We start from the raw sequence: 14,089 nt of genomic DNA on the forward strand, positions 1-14,089 counted from the left end.
TCCACTTGCATATGGAGGGCTGTGATGATGGAAATCAAATTCCAGGAGCAAGAGCGCTACGACATCAATAACGAGGGACTGCTGTTCCATGCGCTCGTCGATGGCGAGCAAGTGACGTGCGTGGTGACGCGCGAAGCGCTGTGGGAAGGCTTCAGTGCCGACCAGGTGCTGTCACTGGAAGAAGCATTCCGCGCGGGTCGCGAGACCATCGAACGCGCGGCGGTTGTGCTGATCGAGCAGGGTGTGCCCCAGCCGATCGTCGTGAAACGCGCCCACGTGGCGCCGGTGTAAGACGCGCAGTCTTGCGCCGTCGCCAGCGTGTCGGTTCCCATACGAGGTTCCGATACGAGACGAACGACGCGACCCTCCTGCGCCGGCATCGGTTCCGTTTTCCATCGGACCAGCCGGCGTACCTTCGGGACCAGCGTTTATTTCCCCTCGGTTCTTCCCTCGGTTCTTTCCTCGGTTTCTCCCCCGGCTTTTTCTCCGCTATCTTCCGCACGGTAATCCGGACCGCCCGGACGGCTCGCGCATTCCTCGAAAATCCGTACGTGGCATTGCGCACAGATCTCCGGCGACAGCCGTGCGATGATCGTGTGCAGCGCCTGCCGCTTGGTCGGGAAAATATGATCGGGCCCGAGCTTGTCGGTAAAACCCGTCTGCGCCCACGTCTCCAGCACCTGCGTGCGCGGCCGATGGAAGTAGAGGTCGCCGCCCGCGGCGCGCCGTTCGACGCGCTCGGCTTCCCACATCTCCGCGCCCGCCAGGTCGATGAAATTCATGCTCTTGGTCATCGCGAGCAGATGTGTCTGGCTCGCGTCTTTCGTGCGCAGCCAGTGCAGGCGATCGGTGACGTACTGCACGGCACCGAAGTAGATCGCGCCCTCCATGCGCAGCAGCTTGAGCTGCGGACATTCGGGCTGCGGGCGATGGAGCTCGTCGAGCGGCGTGAAGCGCCGGCCCGGATCGTCGGCATCGGGCACGAGGCTGCGCACCGCGGGCCGTGACGTGCGATAGAGGTACGCCACGAGCGACAGGATCGTGCCGAGCAGCACGGCCATCTCCAGACGGATGACGAGCGTCGCGGCGAACGTGCCAATCGCGATCGCGAATTCCGTGCGCGACAGCCGCGCGATGCGACGCAGGCGCGCGATGTCGAGCAGACCCCATGCCACGAGCATCAGCATCGCCGCGATCGCGGCGTGCGGAATCTGCGCGAGCAGCGGGGCGCTGACGAGCACGAGCACCACGAGCAGCAGCGCCGAGAACACGCTGGCCATCGGAGTTTGCGCCCCGGCCTCGAAGTTTGGCATCGAGCGGTTCAGCGAGCCGCACGAGATGTAGCTCGAGAACAGGCCGCCCGCGATGTTGGACAACCCCTGGCCGATGAACTCGCGGTTGGCGTCGATATGCTGGCCCGAGCGCAGCGCGACGGCCTTTGCGATGGAGATCGACTGGCCAAGCGCGACGATGGTCAGCGCGGAGGCGATGCCGAGCAGGTCGGGCAGCGTGCGCCAGTTGATATCGGGCAGGCTGAACGGCGGAAAGGCGGACGGGATCGGGCCGATCACGTTGACATGCCGCGCGTGGCTCCAGCCGCTCGCATTGAGCGCCAGCGCCGTGGCATAGCCGGCGAGCAGGCCGATGAGCATGAAGGGCAGGCGGCGCGATACGCGTTTGGCGGCGAGCGTCGCGCCGAGCGTTACGGCGCCGACCGCCACCGCGCTCCAGTTGATCGTGTCGAGGTTCTCGAACAGGAAGCGCACGACGCCGAACGCGCTCGTGCCCGTCGGCACGGCGAGGCCGAACAGATCCTTGATCGCATACAGCGCGATGAGGGTCGCCGCGCCGCAGGTGAAGCCCAGCAGCACCGAGGGCGAGATGAAGTTGGCGAGCGAGCCCAGGCGCAGGACGCCCACCGACAGCTGGAGCACGCCCACGAGGATCGTGACGGCGAGCGCCAGCGCGATATAGGCGGGGCTGCCCGCGAAGGCGACGGGGCTCAGCATCGCGAACAGCGCAAGCGAGTTCGCGTTGGTCGGGCCGGACATCACGTGCCAGCTCGAGCCGAAGAGGGCGGCCACGATGCACGGCACGACGGCGGTGTAGATGCCGTATTGCGGGGGCAGGCCCGCGAGCGTCGCGAAGGCGACGCCCTGTGGCAGCACGAGCACGGCGCCGAGCAGTCCGGCGACAAGGTCCGCGCGCAGCGTCAGCGGCGTGACGCGCCGCGTCCACGGGAACAGGCGGCGCCACCCGTGATCGCTGCCCGCGGGTGTCATGCGAGGTCGAGCGTTGCGACGACCGGCGTATGGTCGGAGGGCTGCTCCCAGCGGCGCGGCTCCTTGTCGATCGCGCACGTGGAGCAGCGGCCGGCCAGTTCGGGCGACAACAGGATATGGTCGATGCGCAGGCCCGCGTTGCGGCGGAAGCCCATCATGCGGTAGTCCCACCACGAGAACATCTTCTCGGGCTGCTCGAACATGCGGAACGCATCGACGAGGCCGAGGGCGACCAGCGCCTTGAATGCGTCGCGCTCCTGCGGCGAGACGAGGTTCTGGCCTTGCCACTTGGCAGGGTCGTGCACGTCGCGATCTTCGGGCGCGATGTTGAAGTCGCCGAGCAGCGCGAGTTTCGGGTAGCGCGCCATTTCGGCCTGCACCCATTGCGTCAGCGCGCGCAGCCAGTCGAGCTTGTAGACGAACTTGTCGGAGTCGAGGGCCTGGCCGTTCGGGAAGTACGCGCTGATGAGCCGCACGTCGCCATACGTGCCGGCGATCACGCGTTGCTGGGCATCCTCGTAACCGGGAATATTGCGCACGACGTCGGTCGGGCCTGGCATGGCGCCATCGCGCGCGACGATGGCGACGCCGTTGTAGGTTTTCTGGCCGGTGTAGACGCTATGGAAGCCGGCGTTCTCGAGTTCGGCCAGCGGGTACTTGTCGTCGGGGAGTTTCAGTTCCTGCAGGCAGAGCGCGTCGATCGGCGTGCCGGCCGCGTCCTGCGCGGCGAGCCATTGCAGGACCTGGGGCAGACGGACCTTGAGGGAATTGACGTTCCAGCTGGCGATGCGCATGAGTGGGGGAGTGCGGATGGAATGCCGCGATTGTACTATTCGTCCCCACCCGAGAGGTCGAGGCCGCCCTGTCCGACTAGATCGTAGCCGTCGAGAATGGCATAGGCGATTTCCGGATGCCGCTCCATGCTGCGGCGGATGGCGGCCGGTATGTTCTGCTTCGTCTTGCGGCAGAGGCCGGGCTGGTCGGCGAGCTGGATATGGATGCCGCGCGTGGTGCGCACCTCGCGGGCGCTCGGCGTGATGGTCACGACGATGCCGAGCTGGTCGTGCATGCGCGCTTCCATCTTGCGGAGGTCGGCGAGGCTCGAGAGGTTCTCGAGCCTGTCGACGAGGCGCTTCTCTTCCTCGCGCGTGAGCCGCAGGATGCGGAGGTCCGCGTTCGGATCCGCGAGGAGGGCTTCCCGGTCGCACACGCATGCGCCCGGGGGACACTCGGTGCGGATCGGGAAGGGCAGGTTCATGCGCGGCGCATGGTGTCGTTATGCCGGCACACCCTCGGCCATGCCGCCATGGCGCAGCAGCGCGTCGATCTGCGGCGCGCGGCCGCGGAACGCCACGAACGACTCCATCGCCGGACGGCTGCCGCCCACGGAGAGGATCTCGCGGTGATAGCGCTTGCCGGTTTCGCCGTCGAGCACGCTGCCGGACAGTTGCGCCGCTTCCTCGAACGCCGCGTAGACGTCCGCGGACAGCACCTCCGCCCACTTGTAGCTGTAGTAGCCCGCCGCATAGCCGCCCGCGAAGATATGGCTGAACGTGTTCGGCCAGCGGGACAGCGGATGCTGCGGCACGACGTGCACGCGGTTGTTGATCTCCCGCGACAGCTCGAGCACAGACTTGTCGCCCTGCGGGTCGAAGTCCGTGTGCAGGTGCATGTCGAACGCCGAGAACACGATCTGGCGCAACGTCATCATGCCGCTCTGGAAGTTTTTGGCCGCGAGCATGCGGTCGAACAGCGCGCGCGGCAGCGGCTCGCCCGTGTCGACGTGCCGCGTCATGCCCGACAGCACCTCGTACTCCCAGCAGAAGTTCTCCATGAACTGCGACGGCAGTTCTACGGCATCCCACTCCACGCCGTTGATGCCCGAGACGCCGAGGTCGCCCACCTGCGTGAGCATGTGGTGCAGGCCATGGCCGAACTCGTGGAACAGCGTGATGACTTCATCGTGCGTGAACAGCGCGGGCTTGTCGCCGACCGGCGCGGAGAAGTTGCAGGTCAGGTAAGCCACGGGCGTCTGCACGGTGCCGTTGTCGCGTTCCTTGCGGCCGCGCGCGTCGTCCATCCATGCGCCTCCGCGCTTGCCTTCCCGCGCGTACAGGTCGATGTAGAACTGTGCGAGCAGGGCGCCCTGCGGGTTGACCACGCGGAAGAAGCGCACGTCCTTGTGCCAGGTCTGCGCCTGGTCGGGTTCGATGCGGACCGTGAACAGCTTCTCGATCACGCCGAACAGCCCTTCCAGCACCTTCTGTTCCGGGAAGTACTGCTTGACCTCGTGTTCCGAGAAGGCATAACGCTGCTGGCGCAGCTTCTCGGAGGCATAGGCCACGTCCCACGGTTCGATCGTGTTCAGGCCCAGTTCGCTCGCCGCGAACGCGCGCAACTCCGCCCAGTCCTTCTCGGCATAGGGGCGGGCCTTGACGCCGAGTTCCTCGAGGAAGCGCAGGACCTCCGCCGGCGATTCCGCCATCTTCGGCACCAGCGAGACCTCGCCATAGTTGGCGTAGCCGAGCATCCGCGCTTCTTCGCGGCGCAGCGCGAGCTGTTCGCGCATGTTCGCGGTGTTGTCCCACTCGTCCTTGCCGCTGCCGTACCTGGCGCCGAGTTCGGACGCGCGCGTCACGCTCGCCTCGTACATGGTCTGGCGCAGCGCGCGGTCGTCCGCGTACTGGAGCACCGGGAAGTACGACGGGAAATGCAGCGTGAATTTCCAGCCGGGTTTGCCGTCCTTCTGCGCGGCGATCGCGGCGGCTTCCTTCGCATCCTCCGGAATGCCGGCCAGACGCGATTCGTCCTCGATGAACAGGCCGTACGCGTTGGTCGCGTCGAGCACGTGGTCCGAGAAGGCCTTCGACAGCTGCGCCTGCTCTTCCTGGATCTGCGCGAAGCGCGGCTTGCGGTCTTCGGCCAGCTCGGCGCCGCCCAGGCGGAAGCCGCGCAGTTCGTTTTCGAGCAGTTGCCTGCGCGCGGGGCTCAGGCCCGCGAACTCGGGGCCCGCGGCCACGGCCTTGTACTTTTCGTACAGCGCGAGGCTCTGGCCCAGCGAGGACCAGAATTCGGTCATGCGCGGCAGGTTGTCGGCATGCGCCTTGCGCAGCGCCGGCGTATCGGCGACGGCGCTCAGGTGGCCGACGACGCCCCAGGCACGGCCCAGCGGCTCGGTCGCGGCTTCCAGCGCTTCCACGGCGTCACGCCACGTTGCCGGGGTTGCCGGGTCTTCGGCGCGGTCCACGGCGGCCTGGGCCTGCGCGAGCAGCACGTCCAGCGCGGGTCCGATGTGCTCGGGGCGGATCTCGGCGAACCGCGGCAGGTCGGTGAAGTCGGCCAGGGGATTGTCTTGCAGGGAGGGGACGGCTTTTTCCATGGCGGTTCTCGCGTTCGTTCGGTGAAGGTGGCGCCTCCGGCGGCGGCACCTGTGTGCAAGATGAGGCCTGCGCGCCGAAATTTCCAGTATGCGTTTTCAATCGGGCCCTTAGCTATCCCAAAGGGCCCGATCGCGCGTCTGGCTGTTGGCGCGGGGCGTCAGGCGCCCGCGGCGTCCGCGCCGCGCTCGGCGGCCTCCAGCGTGTTGATCAGCAGCATGGTAATCGTCATCGGTCCGACGCCGCCCGGCACCGGCGTGATGTAGCCGGCCACCTCGCGCACGCCCGCGAAATCGACGTCGCCGCACAGCTTGCCGGCGTCGTCACGGTTCATGCCCACGTCGATCACGACGGCGCCCGGCTTGACCATATCGGCGGTCAGGATGTTGCGGCGGCCGACGGCGGCGACGATCACGTCCGCGTCGCGCGTGTGCGCGGCCAGATCGCGCGTCTTGCTGTTGCAGATGGTCACGGTGGCGCCGGCCTGCAGCAGCAGCATGGCCATCGGCTTGCCGACGATGTTCGAGGCGCCGATCACCACGGCGCGCGCGCCGCGCAGCGGATACTGGATGGACTCGAGCATCTTCATGCAGCCATAGGGCGTGCACGGACGGAACAGCGGCGCGCCGGTCATCAGGGCGCCCGCGTTGGCGACGTGGAACCCATCGACGTCCTTCTCGGGCGCGATGGCCTCGAGCACCTTGTGGCTGTCGATGTGCTTCGGCAGCGGCAGCTGGACGAGGATGCCGTGGATTTTCGGGTCGTTGTTCAGTGCGTCGATCCGCGCGAGCAGGTCGGCTTCCGAGAGATCGGCGGGGTAGCGGTCCAGCGACGAGTGGAACCCGTTGTCTTCGCAGGCCTTGACCTTGTTGCGCACGTAGACCTGGCTGGCGGGGTCCTCGCCGACCAGCACCACGGCGAGGCCGGGCTGGTGACCGCGTTCGGTCAGGCGGGCGGCGCGCTGGGCGGCTTCGGTGCGGATGTGTTTGGCAAGGGCGTTGCCGTCGATGAGTTGAGCGGGCATGGAGGTGGCGGTGACGTGTTGTGCGATGAGACTGAGCGATGAGACCGAGCGATGAGACCGAACGATAGCGCCGCGCGCGGAAGGCACGACGGCGTATCGATGGCCGGATTATAAGCGGTTGCCGGGGGCTACAGCGGGCGGGAGGGGGCGGCAGGGGGCGGTGGCGGCGAGCCGGGGCCGTCGGCCGGGGCCCGCCGCCACGCAGGGGCAGGGAAGGGGAAGGGCGGCGCGGGGTTCAGCTATTGCGCGACAGCGCCAGGCGCAGCAGGTCCGCCACCGTATTCACGTTGAGCTTTTCCATGATGTTGGCGCGATGCGCCTCCACGGTCTTGATGGAGATGCCCAGATCGTCGGCGATCTGCTTGTTCAGGCGGCCGGCGACGATGCGTTCGAGCACCTGCTGCTCGCGCGTGGTCAGCTTGCCTAGCAGATCCTTGGCGGCGCGCTGCTCGCGGGCGGCCGAATGGTCCGTGCGCGCCTTGGTCAGCATGCGTTCCACCAGCGCGCGCAGTTCGGACTCGTCGAACGGCTTCTCGATGAAGTCGATGGCGCCGCGCTTCATCGTGGAAACGGCCATCGGCACGTCGCCGTGGCCCGTGATGAAGACGATAGGAATGTCGATGCCCTCGGCGAGCATGCGCTCCTGCAGTTCGGGGCCGCTCATGCCCGGCATCCGCACGTCGAGGATCAGGCAGGAGACCTGGCCGGCATCGTAGGCGGAGAGGAACTGCTCCGCGCTGTTGAAACTGCGGACCTGATAGCCATTACCCTCGAGCAGCCAGGTCAGCGAGTCGCGCATCGCCTCGTCGTCGTCGACGATGAAGACGGTCTCGCCGCGGTGAGGCGTTGGGGAAGGCGTTGCTGTCATGAAGTCTCCTGGCAAGGGTCGTTTGGAGCGAAGTGTAACCGGACTGTAAGGTTGCGCGATAGCCGTATAACGAATGCGCCCATGCCGTGATTATTGCTCAGGTGAGGCCGTGTGGATCGGCAACGTGATCTTGAATGTGCAGCCGATGCCGTCGGGGTTGTTTTCCACCCATAGCCGGCCCTGGTGGGATTCGATGATGGAGCGGCAGATATTCAGGCCCATGCCCATGCCGTCCGACTTCGTGCTGAAGAACGGTTCGAACAGCCGTTCCTTGGTCGCCTCGTCCACGCCCGGCCCCTGGTCGATCACGTCGATGCAGCAGCACTGGCCAAATTCCATCGGCTCCACGCGCGCATGCAGGCGCACGACGCCGGCCGCGCGCATGGCGGGCAGTCCGGCCATGGCTTCCACTGCGTTCTTGAGCAGGTTGACCAGCACCTGCTCGATCAGTACCGGGTCCACATACAGCAGCAGCGGCGGGGCGGGCAGGCGCGTGAGGATGGTCACACGGCGGCGCGTCGCCTCGAGGTCGGCAAGGCCCACGGCGTCCGCGACGATGTCGTGCAGCGAGGCCTCGCGCCGCTGGGGCTGGCTGCGCTTCACGAACCCGCGGATGCGGCTGATGATCGTGCCCGCGCGCACCGCCTGCGCGGACGTTTTTTCGAGCACGGGAATCAGGTCCTCGGGGGTGCTGCGGCCCGAATGGAGCCGCGCGACCGCGCCCATGCAGTAGTTGTTGATGGCGGCGAGCGGCTGGTTGAGCTCGTGCGCGAGCGACGACGCCATCTCCCCCATGGTGGTCAGGCGGCTCGTGAACTGGAGCCGCTCTTCGTGCTGGCGCGCCATTTCCTCGGCGGCCTTGCGCATGGTGATGTCGGTGGCGATCTGCATCTGCGCGAGGTGCCCGTCCACCCACTGGATGTAGCGGCGGCGCACTTCGAACCATTTCTGCATGTCCGGCACGAACACCTCGCGCGCGTCGGACGCGTAGGGCATGAGCTCCGAGGCGGGCAGGCCGGCGTAGGCATCGACATAGTCGGTGCTGTCGCTCGAGATCTGCTCCTTGTCGAAGTCGTCGCCGGCGAGCTTGAGGTGGCCTTCGGCCTCCCAGCCGAACAACTGGCGGTAATAGCGGTTGGCGAACAGCAGCTCGGCCTTGTCCGTGGCGAGCACCGACACCGCGGCGTCGAGGCTTTCGAGCACCGTGGTGAAGCGGTCATGCGCGGCGGCCAGTTCCTCTCGCGCGCGCTTGGGCTCGGTGATGTCCGTCATGGAACTCATCCAGCCCGTATGGCGGCCGCGGCTGTCCACGAGCGGGGACACGTACATGCGGGCGAAGAAACTGCTGCCGTCGCGGCGCATCACGCGCATCTCGTAGCCCGTGGCCGGGGACTTGCCCTGCAGCGTGAGGTCGATCTGCTTCTGCATCTCCTGCTGGTCGTTCGGCGGCCAGTAGGGGAAGGGCGGCATGCGGCCGACCAGATCGGTTTCCTGCCACCCCGTCATGCGGCAGAACGCGGGGTTGACGTACGTGATGCGGCCGTTGAGGTCGAGCGCCCGCAGGCCGATCAGCATCGAGTTCTCCATCGCGCGGCGGAACGACGTTTCCGCGAGCAGCGCGCGCTGCGCCTCCGAGCGGCGGCTCGTATGCCGCCACATGCTCCACAGGCTCCATAGCAGGAAGCACGACAGCCCGACAACGAGCCACAACAGCATGTTGTTGGGCAGGTTCGACGGCGGCGGATAGGCGTCGGCCCGCAGCGACAGCGAATGGCCGGGGGGATCGAGCAGGACTTCGTACGACAGCGCATTGCCCGGCACCGGCCGGACCGAGGTGCTCGCGCGCGTCTGGTTGTTCTTGTCGATCAGCGAGAAACGATAGCGCTCGGTGAGCTCGGGCGGCAGCAGATGCGTGAGGATGCCGTTGATCGAATACAACGCGCCAAGCGTGCCGAGGAACTCGTTGTCGCGGACGATCGGCACCTCCATCAGCATGAAGCTGTCGCCGCGGTCGTTGACGAGCGGGCGCGAGTAGACCACGCGCTGTGTCTCGCGCGCGGCGTCGAAGGTGTCGAGCACCTCGGGCTCCAGCGGCTGGTCCTGCGACTCGCGCAGGCGGCTTGCGAACTCCGACGTGGAGGGCAGCGACCAGCGGCCGCGGCGCGTGGCGTCGAGCCAGTTGATGAAGACGATTTCCGGGTTCTCGCGCAGGATTTCCTGGGCGGCCGTGCGGTATGCGCCCTGGTCGAGCTGCGCGGCGGCGATGTCCCGCGCGAGGGAGGCGAGCTGGTCCTGATTGCTCAGCAGCGACAGCCGCACGCGCTGCTGCGCCCAGGCGGCGTCGCGATAGAGCGCGTCCCGCTGCTGCTGGCGCTCGGTCTCGTGCAGCGACCAGAGGATGACGCCCATGGCCACCGTGAACAGCACGATCGCCACGAGCGGGATGAACATGAACCAGCTGGTCGCGACGAGATTGCGCCAGCGCAGCCACCACAGGCGGCGCGGCGCGGCGGCATAGGGGCCAGCGTCAGGACCGGCATCATGACCAGCGTCGGGACCCGCGTCGGTATTCGCGTCATGGGCGTCCGGCGCTTCGGCGGCGGACGGCGGGAGCATCGCGGTGCGGAGGCTGGAGAGAAGTCGTTCGAGGAACTGCATAGGAGGGCGGGACAACTGACAGCGCAGTGTAGCGGCAATAGTGCGGTGCGTCGCTTGGGGAAAGCATCTATCTATTTAGGCACTTTCCGATCTACACGGCGAAATTTTTCGGTCGGCACGGCATTTTATGATGCGCTGCAATGCGAATTCTGGTGCACTGCGGCATTATTCCACATTATAAAAAACGAATCCGTAATCTGAAAATTTCGCTTGCAAGCCGCTCCTGTGCTTCCATAGAATCGCTTCGACCCAACGATGCGGGCGGATTTCACGCGCCTGCCGCATACCCGGCCGACCCCTCGCCTTACCCGGCGAAGCGGGCAGGAATTCACCCAGGAGACAGTCATGTCAGCTGTACCAGAGCAGATCCTCGGCGCCAGCAGCGCCAACGACGCGGACCCCCAGGAAACGCATGAATGGCTCGATGCCCTCCAGGGTGTCATCGCCGCCGAAGGTCCCGAACGGGCAGCGTTCCTGATCGACAAGCAGATCGAATACGCGCGCGTGAACGGCGTGACGCAGCCGTTCCACGCGGAGACGCAATACATCAACACGATTCCGGTCGAGCTGCAGGCCCGCATCCCTGGCGACCAGGACATCGAGCACCGCATCCGTTCGTACACGCGCTGGAACGCGATGGCGATGGTGCTGCGCGCGAACAAGCATACCAACGTGGGCGGCCACATCTCGTCGTTCGCTTCCGCCGCGACGCTCTATGACGTCGGCTACAACCACTTCTGGCGCGCCCCCACCGAACAGCTCGGCGGCGACCTCGTCTTCGTGCAGGGCCACTCGGCGCCGGGCGTGTACTCGCGCGCCTTCCTGCTCGGCCGCCTGACGACCGAACAGCTCGACAACTTCCGTCAGGAAGTGGACGGCAAGGGCATCTCGTCGTACCCGCACCCGTGGCTGATGCCGGACTTCTGGCAGTTCCCGACCGTGTCGATGGGCCTTGGCCCGATCATGGCGATCTACCAGGCCCGCTTCATGAAGTACCTGGACAGCCGCGGCCTGGCCAAGGCCGGCGACCGCAAGGTCTGGGCCTTCCTCGGCGACGGCGAGACGGACGAACCGGAATCGCTGGGCGCGATCGGCATGGCCGGCCGCGAACGCCTGGACAACCTCGTCTTCGTGATCAACTGCAACCTGCAGCGCCTGGACGGTCCGGTGCGCGGCAACGGCAAGATCATCCAGGAACTCGAGTCGGAATTCCGCGGCGCCGGCTGGAACGTGATCAAGGTCGTGTGGGGCAGCCGCTGGGACCAGCTGCTGGCGCGCGACACCAAGGGACTGCTGATGAAGCGCATGATGGAATGCGTGGACGGCGAGTACCAGACCTTCAAGGCCAAGGACGGCGCCTACGTGCGCGAGCACTTCTTCAACACGCCGGAACTGAAGGCCATGGTGGCCGACTGGTCCGACGACGACATCTGGCGCCTGAACCGCGGCGGCCATGATCCGCACAAGGTGTACGCCGCCTACAAGGCCGCGAGCGACCACAAGGGCCAGCCGACGCTGATCCTCGCCAAGACCATCAAGGGCTATGGCATGGGTGACGCGGGCCAGGCGATGAACGTCGCCCACCAGCAGAAGAAGATGCCGGTGGAATCGATCCGCAAGTTCCGCGACCAGTTCAACATTCCGGTTGCCGACGACCAGCTCGAGAAGGTGCCTTACCTCACGTTCGAGGAAGGCTCGAAGGAACTCGAATACATGCGCGCCCGCCGCATGGAGCTGGGCGGCTACCTGCCGGCGCGCCGCAAGGAAGCCGCGCCGCTGGCCGTGCCCGAGCTGAAAGCGTTCGAGGCCCTGCTCAAGGCGACCGGCGAAGGCCGCGAAGTGTCCACGACCATGGCCTTCGTGCGCATTCTGAACACGCTGCTGAAGGACAAGCAGATCGGCAAGCACGTGGTGCCCATCGTGCCGGACGAGTCGCGTACCTTCGGCATGGAAGGCCTGTTCCGCCAGGTCGGCATCTGGAACCAGCAAGGTCAGAAGTACGTCCCCGAGGACCATGACCAGCTGATGTTCTACAAGGAATCGGAAACCGGCCAGGTGCTGCAGGAAGGCATCAACGAAGCCGGCGCGATGTGCGACTGGATCGCCGCGGCCACGTCGTACTCGACGCATGGCGTGCAGATGATTCCGTTCTACATCTACTACTCGATGTTCGGCATCCAGCGTATCGGCGACCTGTGCTGGGCCGCCGCGGACATGCGTTCGCGCGGCTTCCTGCTGGGTGGCACGTCGGGCCGCACGACGCTGAATGGCGAAGGCCTGCAGCACGAGGACGGCCACTCGCACGTGTTCCACGCCGCGATTCCGAACTGCATCTCGTACGACCCCACGTTCCAGTACGAACTGGCCGTGGTGATGCAGGATGGCCTGCGCCGCATGTACGCCGAACAGGAAGACGTGTACTACTACCTGACGGTGATGAACGAGAACTACGAGCATCCGGAAATGCCGGCTGGCGCGGAGGCCGACATCGTCAAGGGCATGTACCAGTTCCGCAAGGGCGTCGAGAACAGCAACGCGCCGCGCGTGCAGCTGCTGGGCTCGGGCACGATCTTCCGCGAGGTGATCGCCGCCGCCGACCTGCTCAAGAAGGACTGGGGCGTGGAATCGGACCTGTGGGGCTGCCCGAGCTTCACGGAACTGGCCCGCGAAGGCCAGGACGTCGAACGCTACAACCTGCTGCACCCGACCGAGACGCCGCGCGAGTCGTTCGTCACGCAGAAGCTCAAGGGCGTGCGCGGTCCGGTGATCGCCTCGACCGACTACGTGCGCGCGTTCGCCGAACAGATCCGTCCGTTCGTGCCGCGCCGCTACGTGGTGCTGGGTACCGATGGCTTCGGCCGCTCGGATACCCGCGAGAAGCTGCGCCACTTCTTCGAAGTGGACCGTCACTGGGTCACGCTGGCCGCGCTCAAGGCGCTGGCCGATGAAGGCGCGATCGGTCGCGACAAGGTCGCCGAGGCCATCAAGAAGTACAACCTCGACCCGTCCAAGCCGAACCCGATGTCGGTCTGATATCCCGCACAAGAACGCACTAACGACGCACGAAACCCCCGCAGCGCGGCTCCGGCCGCCTTGCGGCGTGGCGACATGACAGATTCTCGCGGTGAGAGTAATCTCGCCCGTTACATTTGTCGTTTGTCGCATGCGCCGGCTGCCCAGGAGAGACACTGAATGAGTCAAGCGATTGAAATCAAGGTGCCGGATATCGGCGACTATGACGGCGTTCCCGTCATCGAAGTGCACGTGAAGCCCGGCGACACGATCAACGCCGAAGATGCGCTGGTCACGCTCGAGTCCGACAAGGCCACGATGGACGTGCCGTCGCCGCAGGCCGGCACGGTCAAGGAAGTCCGCATCAAGGTGGGCGACAACGTCAAGGAAGGTTCCGTGCTGGTGATGCTGGAGCCCGCGGGCGCCGGCGCCCCGGCACCCGCACCGGCGGCTGCCCCCGCTCCCGCAGCGGCCGCTGCACCGGCTCCGGCACCCGCCGCGGCCGCGCCTGCCCCGGCTGCATCGGCCCCGGCATCGGCCCCCGCATCGGCCCCCGCAGCCAGCGGCGGTGGCGCCATCGAGGTCAAGGTGCCCGATATCGGCGACTACGACGCCGTGCCCGTAATCGAGGTCCACGTGAAGGCGGGCGACACGATCAACGCCGAAGACGCGCTGGTGACGCTCGAGTCCGACAAGGCCACGATGGACGTGCCGTCGCCGCAGGCCGGCACGGTCAAGGAAGTCAAGGTCAAGGTCGGCGACAACGTCAAGGAAGGCGTCGTCCTGCTGATTCTGGAAGGCGCTGGCGGCGGTGCCGCCGCGCCGTCACCGGCTGCCGCGGCGCCCGCACCCGCTGCCGCCGCCGCCC

Annotated in this window: 10 protein-coding genes; 3 read left to right on the top strand and 7 right to left on the bottom strand. The window is 66.5% G+C overall.

Annotated elements, in window-relative coordinates; translation table 11 throughout:
* Positions 1 to 27: 27 nt before the first annotated feature.
* Positions 28 to 291: a DUF1488 family protein gene (locus tag KHP16_RS27910; protein WP_109582625.1), complete on the top strand. Its 264-nt coding sequence runs from the start codon at positions 28 to 30 to the stop codon at positions 289 to 291.
* 137 nt (positions 292 to 428) lie between these two features.
* Here the strand turns inward: KHP16_RS27910 and KHP16_RS27915 are convergent, their stop codons facing one another.
* From KHP16_RS27915 to KHP16_RS27945, 7 genes are all read right to left on the bottom strand, one after another.
* On the bottom strand, positions 429 to 2,282 hold the full coding sequence (locus KHP16_RS27915) for a SulP family inorganic anion transporter (RefSeq protein ID WP_211961607.1): 1,854 nt from the start codon (positions 2,280 to 2,282) through the stop codon (positions 429 to 431).
* The gene (gene xth / locus KHP16_RS27920; protein WP_115952468.1) at positions 2,279 to 3,076 is read right to left on the bottom strand and encodes an exodeoxyribonuclease III; all 798 of its coding nucleotides are present in this window, start codon (positions 3,074 to 3,076) and stop codon (positions 2,279 to 2,281) included. Before xth ends, KHP16_RS27915 begins: the two co-directional genes overlap by 4 nt.
* Positions 3,077 to 3,111: 35 nt before the next feature.
* A complete protein-coding gene (locus tag KHP16_RS27925; RefSeq protein ID WP_109580791.1) occupies positions 3,112 to 3,540 on the bottom strand; it encodes a hypothetical protein in 429 nt (142 codons plus the stop codon).
* 18 nt (positions 3,541 to 3,558) lie between these two features.
* Complete coding sequence (locus tag KHP16_RS27930; RefSeq protein WP_211961609.1) at positions 3,559 to 5,661, bottom strand: M3 family metallopeptidase; 2,103 nt, start codon at positions 5,659 to 5,661, stop codon at positions 3,559 to 3,561.
* A gap of 158 nt (positions 5,662 to 5,819) precedes the next feature.
* Positions 5,820 to 6,683 (bottom strand): bifunctional methylenetetrahydrofolate dehydrogenase/methenyltetrahydrofolate cyclohydrolase FolD, encoded by an 864-nt coding sequence (gene folD / locus KHP16_RS27935; RefSeq protein ID WP_121490753.1) that lies wholly within the window; start codon positions 6,681 to 6,683, stop codon positions 5,820 to 5,822.
* A 235-nt stretch (positions 6,684 to 6,918) separates the two neighbouring features.
* Positions 6,919 to 7,551 carry a response regulator transcription factor gene (locus tag KHP16_RS27940; RefSeq protein ID WP_109580794.1) on the bottom strand — a complete coding sequence of 211 codons (633 nt, stop codon included), beginning with the start codon at positions 7,549 to 7,551 and terminating at the stop codon, positions 6,919 to 6,921.
* 90 nt (positions 7,552 to 7,641) lie between these two features.
* Positions 7,642 to 10,167 carry a PAS domain S-box protein gene (locus KHP16_RS27945; protein WP_375153774.1) on the bottom strand — a complete coding sequence of 842 codons (2,526 nt, stop codon included), beginning with the start codon at positions 10,165 to 10,167 and terminating at the stop codon, positions 7,642 to 7,644.
* A gap of 387 nt (positions 10,168 to 10,554) precedes the next feature.
* Between KHP16_RS27945 and aceE the strand changes: the two genes are divergently transcribed.
* Together aceE and KHP16_RS27955 are read left to right on the top strand one after the other, a co-directional pair.
* A complete protein-coding gene (gene aceE / locus KHP16_RS27950; protein ID WP_109580796.1) occupies positions 10,555 to 13,242 on the top strand; it encodes a pyruvate dehydrogenase (acetyl-transferring), homodimeric type in 2,688 nt (895 codons plus the stop codon).
* A gap of 159 nt (positions 13,243 to 13,401) precedes the next feature.
* A partial coding sequence (locus KHP16_RS27955; RefSeq protein WP_211961611.1) for a biotin/lipoyl-containing protein occupies positions 13,402 to 14,089 on the top strand: 688 nt, incomplete at its 3' end.

The organism is Cupriavidus plantarum, from assembly GCF_905397285.1.
In the GTDB taxonomy this organism is placed as follows: Bacteria; Pseudomonadota; Gammaproteobacteria; order Burkholderiales; family Burkholderiaceae; genus Cupriavidus; species Cupriavidus plantarum.